The organism is Streptosporangium nondiastaticum (assembly GCF_003011965.1).
Lineage (GTDB): Bacteria > Actinomycetota > Actinomycetes > Streptomycetales > Streptomycetaceae > Streptomyces > Streptomyces nondiastaticus.
In genome coordinates this window covers 1-18,562 of record NZ_PXWG01000135.1, presented here as the reverse complement: position 1 = coordinate 18,562, position 18,562 = coordinate 1, and the positions used below count along the sequence as shown (strand labels likewise).

At 73.0% G+C, this 18,562-nt stretch carries 17 protein-coding genes; 7 read left to right on the top strand and 10 right to left on the bottom strand.

What is annotated here, in order from left to right; translation table 11 throughout:
* The 3 genes from B7P34_RS29690 to uvrB all read right to left on the bottom strand — a co-directional run.
* The coding region (locus B7P34_RS29690; RefSeq protein ID WP_146166968.1) for a TerD family protein at positions 1 to 609 on the bottom strand (609 nt) is incomplete at its 3' end.
* 118 nt (positions 610 to 727) lie between these two features.
* Positions 728 to 1,306 carry a TerD family protein gene (locus tag B7P34_RS29685; RefSeq protein WP_106681282.1) on the bottom strand — a complete coding sequence of 193 codons (579 nt, stop codon included), beginning with the start codon at positions 1,304 to 1,306 and terminating at the stop codon, positions 728 to 730.
* Between the two features lie 157 nt (positions 1,307 to 1,463).
* Entirely contained in the window at positions 1,464 to 3,608 is a 2,145-nt protein-coding gene (gene uvrB, locus B7P34_RS29680; RefSeq protein WP_106681281.1) for an excinuclease ABC subunit UvrB, read from the bottom strand.
* A gap of 223 nt (positions 3,609 to 3,831) precedes the next feature.
* On the opposite strand from uvrB, the gene B7P34_RS29675 reads away from it, so the two are divergent.
* From B7P34_RS29675 to B7P34_RS29660, 4 genes are all read left to right on the top strand, one after another.
* Complete coding sequence (locus B7P34_RS29675) at positions 3,832 to 4,791, top strand: glycerophosphodiester phosphodiesterase (RefSeq protein ID WP_106681280.1); 960 nt, start codon at positions 3,832 to 3,834, stop codon at positions 4,789 to 4,791.
* Between the two features lie 148 nt (positions 4,792 to 4,939).
* Positions 4,940 to 5,524 carry a methylated-DNA--[protein]-cysteine S-methyltransferase gene (locus B7P34_RS29670; protein ID WP_106681279.1) on the top strand — a complete coding sequence of 195 codons (585 nt, stop codon included), beginning with the start codon at positions 4,940 to 4,942 and terminating at the stop codon, positions 5,522 to 5,524.
* A 125-nt stretch (positions 5,525 to 5,649) separates the two neighbouring features.
* A complete protein-coding gene (locus tag B7P34_RS29665) occupies positions 5,650 to 7,080 on the top strand; it encodes a WGR domain-containing protein (protein ID WP_106681278.1) in 1,431 nt (476 codons plus the stop codon).
* 65 nt (positions 7,081 to 7,145) lie between these two features.
* On the top strand, positions 7,146 to 7,463 hold the full coding sequence (locus B7P34_RS29660) for a DUF6343 family protein (protein WP_106681277.1): 318 nt from the start codon (positions 7,146 to 7,148) through the stop codon (positions 7,461 to 7,463).
* A gap of 62 nt (positions 7,464 to 7,525) precedes the next feature.
* On the opposite strand, the gene B7P34_RS29655 is transcribed toward B7P34_RS29660, so the two are convergent.
* Positions 7,526 to 9,685 (bottom strand): tetratricopeptide repeat protein, encoded by a 2,160-nt coding sequence (locus B7P34_RS29655; protein WP_106681276.1) that lies wholly within the window; start codon positions 9,683 to 9,685, stop codon positions 7,526 to 7,528.
* A gap of 80 nt (positions 9,686 to 9,765) precedes the next feature.
* Between B7P34_RS29655 and B7P34_RS29650 the strand changes: the two genes are divergently transcribed.
* On the top strand, positions 9,766 to 10,572 hold the full coding sequence (locus B7P34_RS29650) for a hypothetical protein (RefSeq protein ID WP_189383158.1): 807 nt from the start codon (positions 9,766 to 9,768) through the stop codon (positions 10,570 to 10,572).
* Positions 10,573 to 10,707: 135 nt separating this feature from the next.
* On the opposite strand, the gene B7P34_RS29645 is transcribed toward B7P34_RS29650, so the two are convergent.
* From B7P34_RS29645 to rpsA, 6 genes are all read right to left on the bottom strand, one after another.
* Positions 10,708 to 11,439, bottom strand: coding sequence for a hypothetical protein (locus tag B7P34_RS29645; protein ID WP_106681275.1), 732 nt, complete (start codon positions 11,437 to 11,439; stop codon positions 10,708 to 10,710).
* Entirely contained in the window at positions 11,436 to 11,756 is a 321-nt protein-coding gene (locus tag B7P34_RS29640) for a WXG100 family type VII secretion target (protein ID WP_189383156.1), read from the bottom strand. The genes B7P34_RS29645 and B7P34_RS29640 overlap by 4 nt, the downstream gene beginning before the upstream one ends.
* 9 nt (positions 11,757 to 11,765) lie before the next feature.
* Entirely contained in the window at positions 11,766 to 12,356 is a 591-nt protein-coding gene (locus B7P34_RS29635; RefSeq protein ID WP_106681273.1) for a hypothetical protein, read from the bottom strand.
* 173 nt (positions 12,357 to 12,529) lie between these two features.
* A complete protein-coding gene (coaE, locus tag B7P34_RS29630) occupies positions 12,530 to 13,135 on the bottom strand; it encodes a dephospho-CoA kinase (RefSeq protein WP_106681272.1) in 606 nt (201 codons plus the stop codon).
* 25 nt (positions 13,136 to 13,160) lie between these two features.
* On the bottom strand, positions 13,161 to 14,105 hold the full coding sequence (locus tag B7P34_RS29625; protein WP_106681271.1) for a PAC2 family protein: 945 nt from the start codon (positions 14,103 to 14,105) through the stop codon (positions 13,161 to 13,163).
* A gap of 177 nt (positions 14,106 to 14,282) precedes the next feature.
* Positions 14,283 to 15,785 (bottom strand): 30S ribosomal protein S1, encoded by a 1,503-nt coding sequence (gene rpsA / locus B7P34_RS29620; RefSeq protein ID WP_058044905.1) that lies wholly within the window; start codon positions 15,783 to 15,785, stop codon positions 14,283 to 14,285.
* A 398-nt stretch (positions 15,786 to 16,183) separates the two neighbouring features.
* Here rpsA and B7P34_RS29615 point away from each other — a divergent pair, with 398 nt between their 5' ends.
* Both B7P34_RS29615 and B7P34_RS29610 read left to right on the top strand, forming a co-directional pair.
* On the top strand, positions 16,184 to 17,008 hold the full coding sequence (locus B7P34_RS29615) for a class I SAM-dependent methyltransferase (protein ID WP_106681270.1): 825 nt from the start codon (positions 16,184 to 16,186) through the stop codon (positions 17,006 to 17,008).
* Positions 17,009 to 17,161: 153 nt separating this feature from the next.
* On the top strand, positions 17,162 to 18,562 hold a 1,401-nt coding region (locus B7P34_RS29610; RefSeq protein ID WP_286157525.1), incomplete at its 3' end, for a helicase-related protein.

The window sequence follows — 18,562 nt, the reverse complement described above, 5'->3', positions numbered from 1 at the left end:
GCGCGGGGGCTCGGGGACGGCGGCCGGGCGCGGGGGCGGCGGGGCGACGGCGCGGGCCATGCCGCGGGTGACGGCCTCATTGATGGCCGCGGCCGTCTCGAAGGCCTGCTCCAGGCCCTGGTCGTGCAGCATCGCGGCGAGCCCGCCCGCGTACCCCTGGCCCACGGCGCGCACCTTCCAGGCGCCCTGCCTGCGGTACAGCTCCAGGGCGACGACCGCGGACTCCACGCCGAGGTCCGTGATCGTGTACGTGGCGATCTCGGCGCCGTCGAGCTCGGTGACGGCGACGAAGGGGGCGGCCAGCGCCCCGAAGGACGTGGGGCCGCCGGCCCCGGTGGGCAGCGCGAGCAGCACGTGGACGCGGTGCACGTCCTCGGGAAGGGCTTCGAGGTCGACGGCGAGCCGGTGGTCGGCCGCGGCCTGCCGGGAGACCTCCAGGCCGGGCAGGCGGTGGGAGGCGGGGTGCGCGACGCGGTCGGCGCCGGACACCCTGCCGTCGGCGCCGGCGAGCGTGGCGCCCGCGACGACGGGGCCTCCTGCGGAGACCCGGATCTCCAGGCGGGTCCCGGACAGCGGGTGGTTCTGCCCCCGCACCAGCTCGGCCGTCATTGCTGCGCCCCCATCGTTGTTCGTGCTCCGCGCTTCGTCGCGTACTGCGCTCGTCGTGCCCGCGGGCCCGGCGGAAGCGCTCTCCGCCGGGCCCGGGATGTGCTCAGGACGCTGGTGCCTACAGGCTCGGCAGGATCGCCGGCATGAGGTCCTGGAAGGTCTTGCCGTTGGCGGGCGTGCCGATGGCGGTCATCGCCCAGCCGCTGCCGGAACGGTGCACCTTCGCCATGATCTGCGCGGTGTACGCGCCGCCGCCGTCGAGGGTGTAGCGGGCGAGCTCCTGGCCGTTGGTCTCGTCGACCAGGCGGCAGAAGGCGTTCTGCACCTCGGAGAACGTCTGGCCGGTGAAGGAGTTCACCGTGAAGACGATCTGGTCGATGTGCACGGGAACGCGCTGCAGGTCGACGAGGATGGCCTCGTCGTCGCCGCCCGTGCCGGCGCCGCCGACCAGGTTGTCACCGGTGTGGCGGACCGAGCCGTCGTCACTGACCAGGTGGCGGAAGAAGACCACGTCCACCGGCTGGCCGCCGGCGAACAGCACCGCCGAGGCGTCGAGGTCGATCTCCCTCGTGCGCGACCCGAACAGTCCGCGGCGGGGGGCGGCCTGCCAGCCCAGCCCCATCCGCACGGCGGTCAGGGTGCCCCCGTCTGCCTTCTGCAGGCTGATGCCCTGACCCTTGGACAAGTTGACCGTCACGCGCAGTCCCTTCTCGTTCTATCCCCGTGGGCCGCACGTCCGCACGGCCTCCGCCCAGACCCTACGCACGGACCCCGACCGCACACGAATCCGGACGGGATTTGTGGCGGTCTTGCAACATCCCGGACCGCGGCCCGGGGCGGGCGGTGCCGGAGCGTCAGGCGAGGCCGGCCTCCTTCATCTGCCGCAGCTCCTTCTTGAGCTCGCTCACCTCGTCGCGCAGCCGGGCGGCGACCTCGAACTGCAGCTCCGCGGCCGCGGCCCGCATACGGTCGGTCATGTCCTCGATCTGCTGTGCCAGTTCGGCGGCGGGCTTGTCCGTCACCGCGACGGCGGCCTTCGCCTTGGCGCCCTTGGCGGCCTTCGCCCCCTTGCCGGCCGCCTTGCCGCCCGCGGCGGCGGGCACGGGCGCCTTGCCCTTGGCGCCCTTGTCGCGGTAGCCCGAGCCCAGCAGCTCCTGGGTGTCGATCTCCTCGCGGGCGAGGGTCGCGACGATGTCGCCGATCTTCTTGCGCAGGGGCTGGGGGTCGATGCCCCGCTCCTTGTTGTACGCGATCTGCTTCGCCCGGCGACGGTTGGTCTCCTCGATGGCCTTCTCCATCGCCGGGGTGACCTTGTCGGCGTACATGTGCACCTGGCCGGAGACGTTGCGCGCCGCGCGGCCGATGGTCTGGATGAGGGACGTCCCCGAGCGGAGGAAACCCTCCTTGTCGGCGTCCAGGATGGCGACGAGGGACACCTCGGGCAGGTCGAGGCCCTCGCGCAGCAGGTTGATGCCGACCAGCACGTCGTACTCGCCGGCCCGCAGCTCGCGCAGCAGCTCCACCCGGCGCAGCGTGTCGACGTCGCTGTGCAGATAGCGCACCTGGATGCCGAGCTCCAGGAAGTAGTCCGTGAGGTCCTCGGCCATCTTCTTGGTGAGGGTGGTGACCAGGACCCGCTCGTCCTTCTCGGTGCGCTTGCGGATCTCGTGCACCAGGTCGTCGATCTGGCCCTCGGTCGGCTTGACGACGACCTCGGGGTCGACGAGGCCGGTGGGGCGGATGATCTGCTCGACGAAGCCGTCGGAGCGGGACAGCTCGTAGTTGCCGGGGGTGGCCGAGAGGTACACCGTCTGACCGATGCGCTCGGTGAACTCCTCCCACTTCAGCGGGCGGTTGTCCATGGCCGACGGCAGCCGGAAGCCGTGCTCGACCAGCGTGCGCTTGCGGGAGGCGTCCCCCTCGTACATGGCGCCGATCTGCGGGACGGTCACGTGCGACTCGTCGATGACGAGGAGGAAGTCCTCCGGGAAGTAGTCCATGAGGGTGTTCGGCGGGGAGCCGGGCTCGCGGCCGTCCATGTGCAGCGAGTAGTTCTCGATGCCGGAGCAGGAGCCGATCTGACGCATCATCTCGATGTCGTACGTGGTGCGCATGCGCAGCCGCTGCGCCTCCAGGAGCTTGCCCTGCTTCTCCATCCGGGCGAGGGTCTCCTCCAGCTCCCTCTCGATGCCGGCGATGGCCTTCTCCATGCGCTCGGCACCGGCGATGTAGTGGCTGGCGGGGAAGACGTACAGCTCCTGGTCGTCGGAGATGACCTCTCCGGTGAGCGGGTGGAGCGTGGAGAGCGCCTCGATCTCGTCGCCGAACATCTCGATGCGGACGGCGAGCTCCTCGTAGACCGGGAAGATCTCGATGGTGTCGCCCCGGACGCGGAAGGTGCCGCGGGTGAACGCGAGGTCGTTGCGGGTGTACTGGATCTCCACGAAGCGGCGCAACAGGTCATCGCGGTCGATCTCCTGGCCGACCTTCAGCGGCACCATGCGGTCGACGTACTCCTGGGGGGTGCCCAGGCCGTAGATGCAGGACACCGAGGCCACCACCACGACGTCACGCCGGGTGAGCAGGGAGTTGGTGGCGGAGTGGCGCAGCCGCTCCACCTCCTCGTTGATCGAGGAATCCTTCTCGATGTACGTGTCCGACTGCGGAACGTAGGCCTCGGGCTGGTAGTAGTCGTAGTACGAGACGAAGTATTCGACGGCGTTGTTGGGCAGGAGCTCGCGGAACTCGTTGGCGAGCTGGGCCGCCAGGGTCTTGTTCGGCGCCATGACGAGCGTCGGCCGCTGGAGCCTCTCGATCATCCACGCGGTGGTCGCGGACTTGCCGGTGCCGGTCGCACCGAGGAGGACGACGTCCTTCTCACCTGCGCGGATACGTCGCTCCAGCTCGGCGATGGCCGTGGGCTGGTCACCGCTGGGCTGGAAGGGGCTGACGACCTCGAAAGGCGCCACCTTGCGTTCGATCTTCGATACGGGCCGCATGGGACCACCGTACGACCCGCCACTGACAACGGCCGGACACCCGCCGTCCGGCCCCTGTTCCCGGGGCGAACGGCGGGCGGCGATCCGGCGAAGAACACCCGTCGCCGTGCGCCTGCCGCGCTCCCGTCGCGTACTTGTCTGAGGTGGGCCCGTCCCGTACACCGGGTCGGGGGCGCCGCAGGCGTCCGTGCCCGTCCGTGTCCAGCCGACGCGAGGAGCCCGTATGCGCATCCGCCCCGTCTCCGCCGTGACCAGCGCGCTGCTCGGCCTGTCCGCGCTCTTCCTCGCCGCCCCGCAGGCCCAGGCGCTCCCGGCGGCCGCCCCCGCCGCGAAGTCCTCGCAGACTGCCGCGCCGCTCGTGATCGGCCACCGCGGGGTGCCGGTCCGGGCCCCGGAGAACACGCTGGCCTCGATCGACGAGGCGGCCGACCTGGGCATCACCTGGGTGGAGAACGACGTGCAGCGCACCAAGGACGGCGCCCTGATCGTCATGCACGACACGACGCTGGAGCGCACCACCGACGCCAGACGGCGCTACCCCGGCCGCGCCCCTTGGAAGATCGCCGACTTCACCCTCGCCGAGATCCAGAAGCTCGACGCGGGCAGCTGGTACGACCGCAGGTTCGCCGGCGAGCGGGTGCCGACGCTGCGGCGCTACCTGCAGCGCGTCGACCACAACCGGCAGAAGCTGCTGCTGGAGGTCAAGGCGCCCGAGCTGTACCCGGGCATCGAGCGGCAGCTGGCGGCCGAGCTGCAGCGCGCCGGGTGGCTCAACGCCCGGCACGTGCGGAGCTCCCTCGTCGTGCAGTCCTTCAGCGCCCCGTCCCTCAAGGCCTTCCACCGGGTGCGGCCGGACGTCAGGACGGGCTTCCTGGGTGCTCCCAAGCCCGCGGAGCTGCGCTCGTACGCCGCGTTCGCCGACCAGATCAACCCGAACCACAAGAGCGTCACCGCCGCCTACGTGCGGGCGGTGCACGCGGTGCGGGGAGCGCACGGGCGGCCGCTGGAGGTGTCCGCGTGGACGGTGGACAACGGCGACCGGGCCGTGGCGCTGGCCCGCATGGGGGTCGACGGCATCATCAGCAACGCACCGCAGGTGATCGAGGAGGCCTTGGAGGAGGCGACGGACGAGCAGGAGGAGGACGACGGCCCCCTGTCGATCCTGAGCTTCCTGGGGCTCTAGCGGGCTCCGGCCTCCCGGGGCGCCGGAGCGCCGGGGCCCCGGGAGGCCGGAGACACCAGCCTTCCGGATCGCATGATCGTGGATCACTTTGTGGATCACTTGTGCGGTCCGGGGCCCGGAGGTCACCCGGACGGCCTACGCTGGCCCCATGACGGACCTGGAACAGGCCGCTGAGGCTGCGGCGCCGCCCCGGCCGCAGGAGTGGGCGTGGGCGACGGTCGGCGCGTCCATCGGCCCGCTGGGGATCGCGGCGACGCCCCGGGGGCTGCTGCAAGTGATCTTCCGCGCCGGCGCGGAGGAGACGGAGGCCGCCGTGGCCGGCCTCACGCGCCGCATGGGGACCGGCCCGGTCACCGGGCCATGTGCCGCGCGGGAGCTCCTCGACCGGGCGTCGGCCGAGCTCACGGCCTACTTCGCCGGCCGCCGGGAGGCCTTCTCGGTCCCGCTGGACTGGTCGCTGACCTCCGGGTTCAACCGCCGCGTGCTGCGCGAGCTGGCCGCCGGCGTCCCGTACGGGTCCGTGGTCAGCTACCAGGACCTGGCCGACCGCGTGGGCGAGCGCGGGGCGGCCCGGGCCGTGGGCGTGGCCATGGGCAGCAATCCGCTGCCGGTCGTGGTGCCGTGCCACCGCGTCATCGAGAGCAACGGCGGCCTGGGCGGGTTCGGCAGCGGGCTGGAGATCAAGCGCGCCCTGCTGTCCCTCGAAGGAGTGCTCCCCGAGCCCCTTTTCTAACGGTTCGTCTGTTTGCGGCGCTGCCGGCGCGGGTGAGCGAGGACCGGTTGTCAGTGGCAGCCCCTAGCGTGCTCGGCACGGAGATCGGCCGGCGTGGCCGACGGACGGGGAAACGGGGCTGTGCCATGGCAGGAGAGACGACGTACCTGGAGCTGTCGCAGGACGGCGGCGGGGCGCACAAGTTCTACGAGGTCACGGTCGCCGGCACGTCCGTCACGGTCCGCTACGGCCGCATCGGCGCCCCCGGCCAGACCCAGACCTCCTCCTTCCCCAGCGTGGAGAGGGCCCGGGCCGCGGCGGCGAAGAAGGTCGGCGAGAAGGTCCGCAAGGGCTACGCCCCGGCCGTGGCCGGGCAGCGCGCCGCCCGCCCGGTGACGCACCGTCAGGTCGTCTCCGCGCCGTCGACCGCGCGGGCCGTGGCGCCGGTGCTGTGGCGCTTCGACACCGGCTCCGCCGCGTTCGGCATCCACGTGGACGAGGACCGCTGCTGGGTGGGCAACCAGGCGGGGCACGTCCACACGCTCGGCCACGACGGCGAGGTCCTGGCCCGATACCAGCTGCCCGCCGGCGTCAAGTGCCTGGTGGCGGACGACTTCTGGATCTACGCCGGCTGCGACGACGGCACGGTCTACGACCTGTCCTCGAAGCTGCCGTTCGCCGCCTACGAGATCTCCTCCGACGTCGACATCTTCTGGCTCGACATCCGCGAGGGCGTCCTCGACGTCGCCGACCGCAACGGCAGGCTGACCGTCATCGACCACGAGGACGAGCACCAGTGGTCGCGCAACAGCAGCGGCGACCACGCCTGGATGGTCCGCCGCGACGAGCGCGCCGTCTACCACGGCCACTCGCGCGGCGTGACCGCCTACGCCCAGGACGGCAGCGGCGAGCTGTGGCACACGCCCACGTCCGGCTCGGTGCTGTTCGGCTGGCAGGAGGACCACGCCGTCTACGCCGGCACCAACCGCCGGGTCGTCCAGCGCCTGTCCAAGGCCACCGGCGACGTCGAGGCCACCTACCCGTGCGACACCGTCGTCTACTCGTGCGCCACCTCCCCCGGCGGCCGCTACGTCTTCGCGGGCGACTCCGCGTCGTCCGTGTACTGCTTCGCGGCGGACGGCACCCGGCTGTGGAAGCTCGGCACGGGCGGCGGCTCGGCGCTGTCCATGCAGTACCTGGACGAGAAGCTGTACATGGTCACCACGGACGGCTCGCTGGTCTGCGTCGACGCCAGTGACAGCGCCGTCGCGGCGGCGCGGGCGGGCACCGTCCCGGTGCCCGTGGACGTCAAGTCGGCCGCGGCCGTGCCCACGTACACCCCGTCCCGCACCCTCGCCACGGTGACCGCGGCGCCCGCGACGGGCATCGTCGTCGAGTGCGTCCAGGAGGCCGGCCGGCTGCGGGTCCACGTCGTCTCCGAGGGCTACGACCCCCGCTGGAACGTGCAGTTCCCCCGGCACATACGCGAGGCCGGCGCCCGCTACGTCATCGATGACCTCGCGCCCGCGGCCGGCGGCTTCTACCGCGTGCGGGGCGAGATCCGGCGCCTGGTCTGAGCCCGCCCGGCCGGGAGGCGCCCGCCGCCCGTGCGGGTGGATGCTGGAAGCAGAGGTGCATCGTCATGCCGCGTACCGGCAACGAACCCGCCACGGCCCGCAGCCCCCTGCGGCTGCGCTGCGGGCTGGCCTCCTGGGGCCTGGTCTGGTCCGTCGCGGGCACCGTGCTCTTCGCGGTCACGGACCACCCCGGCTGGGCGATCGCCTGCGGGGTCCTGGTCGCCGTGACCGCCGTCGACCTCTCCCTGGTGATCCGGCACATCCGGCAGGGCCCGCACTTCCAGCCCGGCCGCGACGTCCCGCCGTACCGGCCGGTCAGCGAGCGCCGGGATCCCTGGGAGCACCGGGGCCCGGGGGACGACGGGCGCGGACCGTCCCCATAGCGGCTGACCGCGTGCGGCCCGCGTCCGCGTCCACGGCGCGCCCCGCATCCGCGGGGCCGTCCTCAGCCCGGCTGCGAGCCTGCCGCCGACATGCCGAAGTCGGCGCCCGAGATGCCGGCGAGTTCGCCGACGATCCGCAGCAGCGGCGCGCGCAGCTCCGTGAGGGCCGCGCGCATGGCCGGGGCGTCCGCCCACGCCTCCTCGTGGGCGACCGGGCTCGTGCCCTCCGGGCGGAGCGCCTCGTGGGCGGCCAGCCGCGGGTGCCACGTGCTGGTGAAGGGCCTCAGCGTGCGGTTGAGGAGGTCGTCGGCGATCGCGTAGACGGTGCGGGCGCCTTCGGGCGGCGGCCCGCCGGCGAGGTTGATGCTGTACTGCCGCAGCGTGGAGCGCGTGAACTCGAACACCGCGTGGAGCGAGCCGAGGGCCTCGCGCAGGCTGCCGGTGCCGGGGGCCAGCTCCTGGACGCCGATGCGGGTGGCGAGCTCGACCTGCAGGTCGAAGGCGGCCATGCGCTCCAGCTCGCCGGGCGCGCCGGCCGGCGGCGCGGGCGTGTGCTGCTTCATCCGCGGCTCCCTCGTGCTGCTGCTCGTGCCGGCCGTGCCGGGCCGGGCTGCGACGCCGCCCAGCGTAGTGCCGTGGGCCGTGCGCAGGACCCGTATGACGGCGTGCCGCAACTGTTCGGCCCGGCCGGGCTCGGGGTCGTGCCGCAGCCAGGCGTGCACGGTGAGCGGGTGCACCGACCAGGCGCGGGTGCCGGCGGGCGCGAGGAGGCCGCGGCCGCGCAGCACGGCGATGCCCGCGTCGAGGCGGCGGGCGGCGACGACGTCCGGGGCCGTGCTGCCCGGCGCCAGGGCCCGTACCGCGTCGTCCCTGGTCAGCGGGGTCGGCGCGAAGGCGGCCGCGAGCCGCAGGGCGTCCATGGCATCCGGGCCCGCCTCCCGTACGTCCCGGACGAGCGCGGCGGTCACCCCCGCCGGGTATCCGGTGGGCAGGACGCGGTCCCGCCCGAGGACGTCCAGGAGCGAGCGCCCGGGCGTGTGGAAGCGGTCGAGGAGGGTGGTGTAGCCGTCGGCCGCCGCGGAGGACAGCAGGTCGAGCGCCAGCGGATGCCCGGCGACGGCCGCGCACAGGGCGTCGGCGGCCGCCCGCTCCTCGGGGGAGGCGGGCGCCGCGGCGTGGGTGAGCAGCGCGTACGCCTCGCCGGGCGGCAGCGGGTCCAGGTCGACGGCCGTGGCGAGCGTGTCGTAGCGGCGGCTGCGGGTCGTCAGCAGGGTGCGGCCCAGCGGGTGGGGTGCGCACAGCCGTGCCACCTGCTGGGCCGTCAGCCGGTCCGGGAGGTCGTCGACGATCCAGAGGAACGGTTCGCCGGACGCGGCGAACCGGTCGCGCAGCCGGGCCACGACGTCCTCCGCCGCGCCCTCCCCCGGCAGGCCGTGCGCGGCGGCCAGCACCCGCAGGCCGCGCTCATAGGGCCCGTACGGGGACGCCGTGGCGTGCGGCTCCGCGCCGGCGTCGCGGGAGAGCCAGTGGATGCCGCCCGGGTAAGCGGCGGCGAAGCGCGTCGCGTACTCCTGGGCCAGCAGCGTCTTGCCGATCCCGGCCATGCCCCGGACCTGCACCGGCCGGAGAGCCGAATGGCCGGTGGTGAGCGGGGCGTCGTGCTGGTGCAGGCAGCTGTGCACCTGCCACAGGCGGGGCAGGCGGCCGGTGAACGCGGGCGCGGGCGACGGGGGCGGCCCCGGGAACCAGCGGGCCGGCGCGGCCTCGGTAGCCCCGATGGTGCCCTCCAGCGCCGCGACGTGCGCCCGCACGTCCGCCACCAGGGCGTCGAGCCCGGCCTCTCCGGCCGGCAGGGCCCAGTGCTTGGCGTCGCGCAGCTCCACGGGATGGATGTGCCCGGTGCCCGGCTCGGGGTTGACGACCATGACCCGGCGGCGCGGGTCGCCCTCGGCGAGACCCGCCAGGTAAGCGGCGGTCAGCTCCCACTGGCACGCCTGCCGCGTCGGGTACGCCGCCGAGTAGCACGCCAGCAGCGCCTTCGAGCGGGCCAGGCCCGCGCGGATGCTGTCGCTGATGCCGGCGAAGCCCGCGACGGTGACCTCGTCGACGAAGACCTCCAGGCCGGAGGCGAGCAGCCGGTCGCGCAGGGGAGCCGTGCGGTGGGCGTCGCCGCGGCTGTAGCTGAGGAACACGTCCCAGGTACGGGCGTCCTGTCCCTCCACGCTCTCTCCCACGGTGTTCCGGTCAATGCCTGTCTGCTGCGGCCGGACTAGCCTACTGTGGGGCCCCGGGGAGGAAGATCATGCGACGGATACGCAACGCCGCCGGCCGGGCCAGGCCGAAGCAGGTCACGGTCCGGATGGCGATTCCGATGCTGGGTGACATCACGGGCGTCTGGGAGCCGGTGGAAGCCGAGCGCAAGGCCGCCTGGGAGCTGTACGCGGAGCTCGCCACGCGCGTCTCCACCGTCGAGCTGGGCCCGGAGGACGGCTTCCTGCGGGAGGCCCTGTCCTCCTTCTACAGCCTCTTCGGCACCACGCGCGACATCCTGCGCCGCTACGGCCCCGGCGTCGCCCCGCGCCGCGGCCCGGGCGAGATCACCTTCGGCGCGCTGGCGGTCACCGTCCTGAACCAGGCCCTCCGCCCCGTCCTCGCCACCTGGCACCCCCGCCTGGCCGCGTACGAGTCCCTGCGCCCGGCGGACGTGGACCCCGTCTCGTACGAGCGCGGCTGGGAGCACGCGGCGGCGCTCCGGGAGGAGATCGCCCGGGTGCGGGAGGTGCTGGTGGCGCTGGCGAACGCCCTGTCGGAAGTGGCGGGCTCCGCCGACCTGTTACGACCGGCCACAATGCCCTACCCCCCCCCCCGGAGGCCGGGGAGGAGTGAAGGCTCGGGCTGTCAGTACGAGGATGTGCCCCGGCCGGAAGCAAGCGAGGCGAGGGCGCGCCGGGCCTCGTCCACGTACCGCGCGCGTTCCTCTTCCGGCAGTTCCTGCCATGCCGTCCGCAGGGCTCGCGTCCCCTCGCCCAGGGCCTCGGCGTACGCCCCGACGCGCACGGCGTCCCGCAGGCCGACCCGGCCGGTGAGGACGTCGCGGGCCATCTCCTGAAGCACGTCGCCGGCGCTGCCGGAGGCGAGCTTCTGCAGTGCACCGTGGAGGGCGCGCGCCCGGTCGGCGCCGCGTCCGCGGGTCACGAACTCCTCGAAGCCCACGTACTGTTCACTCACGTGTCGCCCTCCCGTCTCAGACCGCTGGGTGGTCGTAAGCCGTGCGCGGCACGGGGAAGGCGTTGAGCGCGGTCAGGGCCTCCGCGCCGGTCCGTACCAGGGCGGCGCCGCCGGCGTGCAGCGCCGTCTGAGCCGCGCTGAAGAGCTCGTTCATGCGCTCCCACTCCCTCAGGATCGTCATCAGCTCCTGGGTACCCAGCGCGGCGGCCAGGGCCGCGGCGCCACCGCCCGTGGCGGCCGAGGCGGCGACCTCGATCGAGACGGTGATCAGCGCGTCGAGCATCGCCGTGAGGCAGTCGGCGATGCCCGCCCCGGCGAAGGTGACCGACCGGGCAAGGGCAAGGTATTCGAGGCCCATCGCGTCGAGGGACCGGTGGAACGCCTCCAGGTTTCCGGTCAGCGCCGCGAAGTAATGGGCAGCCGATCCGGCGGCGTTTCCGTCCCAGACAGCGTCGATGCGTACGTTGCCGGAACGGAGGTTGCGGGCGATCCCGTCGCAGGCGTGTCCCATCGCCTGCCACGCGGAAGCGCACTGGGCATAGGACTTCCAGTCGCCGGCGAGTTTCTCCCCGGTCCACTTCACCGGATCGGTTCCGGTGATCAACTCGATCATTTTGAGGAGCCATTGGTTCGGGCTGAGGAAATCCGCCACCACGTTGAACGGCTCCAGCGGATCGACGTAGTCCGCGGGCGTTGCGGGCGGGATGAGACACGCGGCCGGCTCGGCCACGTCGGCGAAGCCCGTCACCGTCCGGCTCCCTTTCGCCCGGCGAGTGCGTCGAATTGCGCGGCGGAGCCGCGATCGGTACAGCGGTAGTAGGAAGCCGCCGCGGCCAGTTCCTCCGAAGAACTCTGCAGGACTTCGGCCATGCGTTTCACAGCGCTCAGGACATTGCTGCGCAAAGCGTCGTGCAGAACACGCGTCTCTCCGTACAGCCCGACCGCCCCCGGCGGCAGAACGGTGTGCCGCCGGGCGTACGCCAGCACCTCCCGCATGTCCTCGGCACCCCGGCCGACCTGCCGCGCGAACGCTTCGAGCTGTCCGGGCTCGACCCTCAGATCCACGATTCCCCCTCAGGACCCGACGAGCGCCAGCACGGCGCAGGCGGCGGTCCCGGCGCCGCCGGCCCGGAGTAGCCAGGAGATGTACGGCCCCGCGGACTTTCGGCGCAACGCCTCCCACGAGGCCCTGATCTCCCCGGCGGTCCTCGCCCCGTGGCCGACCACCGTGGTCATCACGCCGAAGGCGACCATCATCAGCCCGGCGAAGAAGAAGGCCAGCCGCCCCCGGAAGAACCGCCGGCTGACCGGCTGATAGCGGTGCCCCTCGCGGTAGACCCGCACTTTCTCGCCCGCGGCGTACCAGCCGCGAAGCCCGGCGCCGTCCCGCACGACCCGGCCGCTGTCCGCCCGGAAAGAGCCGAAGCAGACGTCGTACGCATCCGCGGAATGGTGCCTGCCGTAAGCCCGGCGTTCCTCACACCGCTTCACGACCAGCGTTCCCTTGTTCGCCACGAGCCCGGCCGACTTCTCCGCCTGACGGGCCATGAACCCCATACAGGCCGGCGAAAGGACAACGATGCCGACCCCTGTGAGGCGCGGCATGATGCGCGGCGCAGGCAGCGCGGCGAACGGGCTCGTCGCGGCTAACTCGGGTACGGCCATGAAGGGTCTCCTCACGTCGGATGAGGGGACCTTATGCACACAGCAACAAGTGACCGTCACACGAAAGCGGGCCACGCACCACGGACACCAACCCCAAGCCCTTGTCCCACCTGCCCCGACAGCCCACCCGGGCCCCGCCGACGCTCACCCGATGGGGCTAACGGCCGTGATGACTAGCGGCCGCCCGCGCTGCGTTCGCGCAGTTGCTGCCAGACCTTTGCCACCTGGGGCTCCAGGGCGTCCAGGGGGCCGTCGTTGTCGATGACGATGTCGGCCACGGCGAGGCGGGCCTCGCGGGTGGCCTGGGCCGTCATGCGGGCGCGGGCCTCTTCGGGGGTCATGCCGCGGAGGCGGACCAGGCGGTCCAGGCGGGTTTCGGTGCCGGCGTCGACGACGATGACCAGGTCGTAGAGCGGGGCCAGGCCGTTCTCGGCGAGGAGGGGGACGTCGTGGACGACGACGGCGTCCGGGGCCGCGGCGGCTTCCAGTTCGGCGGAGCGGGCCCGGACGAGGGGGTGCACGATGGCGTTGAGGGCGGCGAGGCGGTCGGGGTCGGCGAAGACGATCGCGCCCAGTGCGGGCCGGTCGAGCGCGCCCTCGGGGGTGAGGACCGCGTCGCCGAACTCGGCGACGACCGCGGCCAGTCCGGGCGTGCCCGGCTCGACCACTTCGCGCGCGATCCGGTCGGAGTCCACGATGACCGCGCCGTACGACGCGAGCAGCCGCGACACCTCGCTCTTGCCGGCTCCGATTCCGCCCGTGAGGCCCACTCTCAGCATGGGCCCCACGGTATAGGGCGGGCGGTCAGTGACCGCTGTCGCCCTCCCTGTCGGCGAGGAAGCGCTCGAACTCCGCGCCCAGTTCGTCGGCGGACGGCAGTTCGACGGGCTCGGCGACGAGGTTGCCGCGGGTCTCCGCGCCGGACACCGCGTCGTACTGGTGCTCAAGGCCGCGGACGAGCGTCACGAGCTCGTCGTCGCCCTCGGCGATCTGCCGCTCGATCTCCTCCTGGGTGCGCAGCGCCTCGGACCGCAGGGCGTGCGCGGCGTTGGGCAGCACCAGGCCGGTGGCGGCCGTGACCGCTTCGAGGGCGGTGAGGGCGGCGTCCGGGTACGGAGAGCGGGCGACGTAGTGCGGGACGTGCGCAGCGACGCCCAGGACGGCGTGGCCGGCCTCCGCCAGGCGGTACTCGACGAGGGCCTCGGCGCTCCCGGGCACCTGCGCCTCGTCGAAGAAGCTGCGGTGACCGGGCATCAGGTCGGTGCGGTTGCCGTGCGGGGTGATGCCGACGGGGCGGGTGTGGGGGACGCCCATGGGGATGCCGTGGAAGTTGACGGACAGCCGGACGCCGAGCCGCTCGACCAGTTGCCCCACGGCGGCGGCGAACCGCTCCCACTCCACGTCCGGCTCGGGGCCGGACAGCAGCAGGAAGGGCGCGCCCGTCGCGTCCTGGACGATGCGCAGCTCGATCGCCGGGGTCTCGTAGGCGCTCCAGCGGTCCCGCTGGAAGGTGAGCAGCGGCCGGCGGGCCCGGTAGTCGATGAGCCGGTCGTGGTCGAAGCGGGCGACGACCTGGTGCGGCAGGGTGTCCAGGAGCCGCGAGACGATCAGCTCGCCGGTCTCTCCCGCGTCGATGTAGCCGTCGAAGTGATAGAGCATGACCAGGCCGGCCGTGTCCTGGGCCAAGGCCAGGTCGGCCACGGCGAGCCCCTTGGGCTCCCATTCGTACAAACCCTGCGGATCCAACACAGTGACCGTTCCTCCTCATGTTCCGTACCGGGGAACGCGCCTGGAGGGCCCGGCCATTCCCGCCTTCCGGATCGCGCCGGCGCATCTCACATGACGGAACGACAGCACGAGTAAGGCCCGCTCCCCAAGGGGAACGGGCCTTACTCAGTCAGCTGTCAGCTGCCGTGGTGCAGAGCCTCAGCTCTGGCCGCCGGCGAGCTTCTCGCGGAGGGCGGCCAGCGCCTCGTCCGACGCCAGGGCGCCGGAGTTGTCGGCCGACTCCGAGGAGTACGAGCCGCCGGAGACCTGGGCGCCACCGGCCTGCGGGGCAGCCTGAGCACCCTCGGCCGCAGCCTCGGCGTCCGCCTCGCGGGACTTGATGACCTGCGCCTGGTGCTGCTCGAAGCGCTGCTGCGCCTCGGCGTACTGGCGCTCCCACTCCTCGCGCTGCTTCTCGTAGCCCGGCAGCCAGTCGTTGGCCTCGGGGTCGAAGCCCTCGGGGTAGATGTAGTTGCCCTGGTCGTCGTAGGACGCGGCCATGCCGTACAGGGTCGGGTCGAACTCGACCACGGACGGGTCGGCACCGAAGGACTCGTTGGCCTGCTTCAGCGAGAGGCTGATGCGGCGGCGCTCGAGGTCGATGTCGATGACCTTGACGAAGATCTCGTCGTTGACCTGGACGACCTGCTCCGGGATCTCCACGTGGCGCTCGGCCAGCTCGGAGATGTGGACCAGGCCCTCGATGCCCTCGTCGACGCGGACGAACGCACCGAACGGAACGAGCTTGGTGACCTTACCCGGGACGACCTGACCGATCTGGTGGGTCCGGGCGAACTGCTGCCACGGGTCTTCCTGGGTGGCCTTGAGGGACAGGGACACGCGCTCGCGGTCCATGTCGACGTCGAGAACCTCGACGGTGACCTCCTGGCCGACCTCGACAACCTCGGACGGGTGGTCGATGTGCTTCCAGGACAGCTCGGAGACGTGGACGAGACCGTCGACGCCGCCCAGGTCCACGAAGGCACCGAAGTTGACGATGGAGGAGACGACGCCGGAGCGCACCTGACCCTTCTGGAGGGTGGTGAGGAAGGTCTGGCGGACCTCGCTCTGGGTCTGCTCCAGCCAGGCACGGCGGGACAGGACCACGTTGTTGCGGTTCTTGTCCAGCTCGATGATCTTGGCCTCGAGCTCCTTGCCCACGTAGGGCTGAAGGTCGCGGACGCGGCGCATCTCGACCAGGGAGGCCGGGAGGAAGCCACGGAGGCCGATGTCGAGGATGAGACCACCCTTGACGACCTCGATGACGGTACCGGTGACGATGCCGTCCTCTTCCTTGATCTTCTCGATGGTGCCCCAGGCACGCTCGTACTGGGCGCGCTTCTTCGAGAGGATCAGGCGGCCTTCCTTGTCCTCCTTCTGGAGAACCAGGGCCTCGATCTCGTCGCCGACCTTGACGACCTCGTTCGGGTCGACGTCGTGCTTGATCGAGAGCTCGCGGGAGGGGATGACACCCTCGGTCTTGTAACCGATGTCGAGCAGGACCTCGTCCCGGTCGACCTTCACGATGACGCCGTCGACGATGTCGCCGTCGTTGAAGTACTTGATCGTCTCGTCGATCGCGGCGAGGAAGGCTTCCTCGTTACCGATGTCGTTGACCGCAACCTGCGGGGTGGTGGCGGTGGTCTCGGTGCTGCTCGTCATGTGGGAAAGGGCTCCGGTACGGACATTGAGTCGTAGGTACTGCTACGCCGAGAGCCCGTATCGCACTGCCGAAGCCGGACAGCCTTGGAGACGCGCGTTCCGCGATTCGAAAACCGCTCCACGCGCCTCGCACAACCGAGGGGACATACAACAAGTGCGAGCGCGGCCTGCTCCGTCTGAGGCGCGCAGGCCCGCAGCGCAACTTGTAGCATACGGGGGCAGCCGGGCACGGTCAATGCGCGAAGGCGCACACCCGGGACGAATCCCGTCATATCGGGCACAACTTCTGTTTGGCGCGGCTGTGGGGCCCCTCAGCGCTCCGCCGCGTTCCCCCGGCCGCACGCCGCTCGGGCCCCCTCGCGGGCCGCACCACACTACTGCCGGGGGCACGACCGCCGATGATCCAAGAGTACGAACCGGAAGCGACACGGCGCGCCACCGGCGACACCGAGAGCAGCCGGGCCAGCCGCGGCTGGTGGGACCGCAACGCCGACGAGTACCAGACCGAGCACGGCGCCTTCCTCGGCGACGACCGCTTTGTCTGGGGCCCCGAGGGGCTCGACGAGGCCGACGCCGCCCTGCTGGGCCCGGCGAGCGGCCTCGCGGGGCTCGACGTCCTGGAGATCGGCGCCGGCGCCGCCCAGTGCTCGCGCTGGCTCGCCGCGCAGGGCGCCCGCCCGGTGGCCCTGGACCTCTCCCACCGCCAGCTCCAGCACGCCCTGCGCATCGGCGGGGACGTCCCCCTCGTCGAGGCCGACGCGGGCGCCCTGCCCTTCGCCGACGGCTCCTTCGACCTGGCCTGCTCCGCTTACGGGGCCGTGCCCTTCGTCGCGGACCCGGTGCGCGTGATGCGCGAGGTGCGGCGCGTGCTGCGGCCCGGCGGGCGCTGGGTCTTCTCCGTCACCCACCCCATACGCTGGGCGTTCCCCGACGAGCCGGGCCCCGAGGGCCTCTCCGTCGCGGCCTCCTACTTCGACCGCACCCCTTATGTGGAGCAGGACGAGCACGGCCGCGCCGTCTACGTGGAGCACCACCGCACGCTCGGCGACCGCGTGCGGGACGTGGTCGCGGCCGGCTTCCGGCTCACCGACCTCGTCGAGCCCGAGTGGCCCGACTGGAACACGCAGGAGTGGGGCGGCTGGTCCCCGCTGCGGGGGCACCTCATTCCGGGGACGGCGATCTTCGTCTGCGAGCGGGACGAGGGCCCTTCCGGCGGATCATGATCTCCGCGGCGGTTCCGGTGGGCAGATGTTCCGCCGGACCCTCGCCGTGGTGGTGACCCGCCGTTGCGGCGGGCTGTTCTGCCGGGAGCCCCGGCTCCCTTCCGGGGGCGGGCCCCGGCGCGGGGGCGTCGGCCGCTGAGTGAGACTGGGCCTGTGATCCACCGTGACGCCCTCGACCGGCTGCCCGTCCGCTCCGCCCTCCCCGCGCTGACGCGCGCGCTCGACGCGCACGGCGCGGCGGTGCTGTGCGCGCCGCCCGGCACCGGCAAGACCACGCTCGTGCCGCTGGTCCTCGCCGGGCTGACCGGGGACGGCCCGCGGCAGCGCGTCGTGGTCGCCGAGCCGCGCCGGATCGCCGCGCGGGCCGCGGCCCGCCGCATGGCGTGGCTGCTCGGCGAGGACGTGGGCGAGCGGGTGGGCTTCACCGTGCGCGGGGAGCGGCGGGTGGGGCCGCGGACCGTGGTCGAGGTCGTCACGACCGGTGTGCTGCTGCAGCGGCTGCAGCGCGACCCCGAGCTCGCGGATGTGGGCACGGTCGTGCTGGACGAGTGCCACGAGCGGCACCTGGACGCGGACACCGCCGCCGCCTTCCTCCTGGACGTGCGGGCCGCCCTCCGGCCCGAGCTGCGGCTGGTGGCGGCGTCCGCGACGACGGACGCCGAGGGCTGGGCCCGGCTGCTCGGCGAGGCGCCCGTGGTGACGGCCGAGAGCGTGACGCACCCGGTGGAGATCGTGTGGGCGCCGCCGGAGCGGCCCGTGCGGCCGCCGCACGGGATGCGGGTGGACCCGGCCCTGCTGGAGCACGTCGCCGCGGTGGTGCGGCGGGCGCTGCGGGAGCGGGAGGGGGACGTCCTGTGCTTCCTGCCCGGCGTGGGGGAGATCGCGCGCGTGGCGGGCCGGCTGGGCGGCCGGGAGGCGCTGGGGGCCGAGGTGCTGCAGGTGCACGGGCGGGCCCCGGCCGCGGTGCAGGACGCGGTGCTGGCCGGCTCGTCCGGGGGCCGGCGGGTGGTCCTGGCGACGTCCGTGGCGGAGTCGAGCCTGACGGTGCCCGGAGTGCGGGTCGTGGTGGACGCGGGGCTGGCCCGCGAGCCCCGCACCGACCACGCGCGCGGGCTGAGCGCGCTCACGACCGTACGGGCTTCGCGGGCGGCGGGCCGGCAGCGGGCCGGGCGTGCGGGGCGCGAGGCGCCCGGTGCGGTGTACCGCTGCTGGTCGGAGGCCGATGACGTGCGGCTGCCGGGGTTCCCGGCGGCGGAGATCCTGGTGGCCGATCTGACGGCCTTCGCGCTGCAGGCGGCGTGCTGGGGCGACCCCGGCGCGTCCGGGCTGGCCCTGCTCGACCCGCCGCCGGCCGGTGCGATGGCCGCGGCCCGCGAGGTCCTGGAGGCCACGGGTGCCGTGGCGGCCGACGGGCGGGTCACGGACCGGGGCCGGCGCATGGCGCGCCTGGGCGTGCATCCGCGGCTCGCGCGCGCCCTCCTGGACGGGGCTGCCGAGGCCGGTGCGCGCCGTGCGGCGGAAGTGGTCGCCCTGCTGAGCGAGGAGCCGCCGCGA

What these genes read in the sequence shown, in the direction of transcription:
- uvrB (WP_106681281.1), bottom strand. Translation starts at nt 3,608, where the DNA reads ATGCGGCCCGTATCGAAGATCGAACGCAAGGTGGCGCCTTTCGAGGTC.
- B7P34_RS29675 (WP_106681280.1), top strand. Translation starts at nt 3,832, where the DNA reads ATGCGCATCCGCCCCGTCTCCGCCGTGACCAGCGCGCTGCTCGGCCTG.
- B7P34_RS29670 (WP_106681279.1), top strand. Translation starts at nt 4,940, where the DNA reads ATGACGGACCTGGAACAGGCCGCTGAGGCTGCGGCGCCGCCCCGGCCG.
- B7P34_RS29665 (WP_106681278.1), top strand. Translation starts at nt 5,650, where the DNA reads ATGGCAGGAGAGACGACGTACCTGGAGCTGTCGCAGGACGGCGGCGGG.
- B7P34_RS29660 (WP_106681277.1), top strand. Translation starts at nt 7,146, where the DNA reads ATGCCGCGTACCGGCAACGAACCCGCCACGGCCCGCAGCCCCCTGCGG.
- B7P34_RS29650 (WP_189383158.1), top strand. Translation starts at nt 9,766, where the DNA reads ATGCGACGGATACGCAACGCCGCCGGCCGGGCCAGGCCGAAGCAGGTC.
- B7P34_RS29635 (WP_106681273.1), bottom strand. Translation starts at nt 12,356, where the DNA reads ATGGCCGTACCCGAGTTAGCCGCGACGAGCCCGTTCGCCGCGCTGCCT.
- coaE (WP_106681272.1), bottom strand. Translation starts at nt 13,135, where the DNA reads ATGCTGAGAGTGGGCCTCACGGGCGGAATCGGAGCCGGCAAGAGCGAG.
- rpsA (WP_058044905.1), bottom strand. Translation starts at nt 15,785, where the DNA reads ATGACGAGCAGCACCGAGACCACCGCCACCACCCCGCAGGTTGCGGTC.
- B7P34_RS29615 (WP_106681270.1), top strand. Translation starts at nt 16,184, where the DNA reads ATGATCCAAGAGTACGAACCGGAAGCGACACGGCGCGCCACCGGCGAC.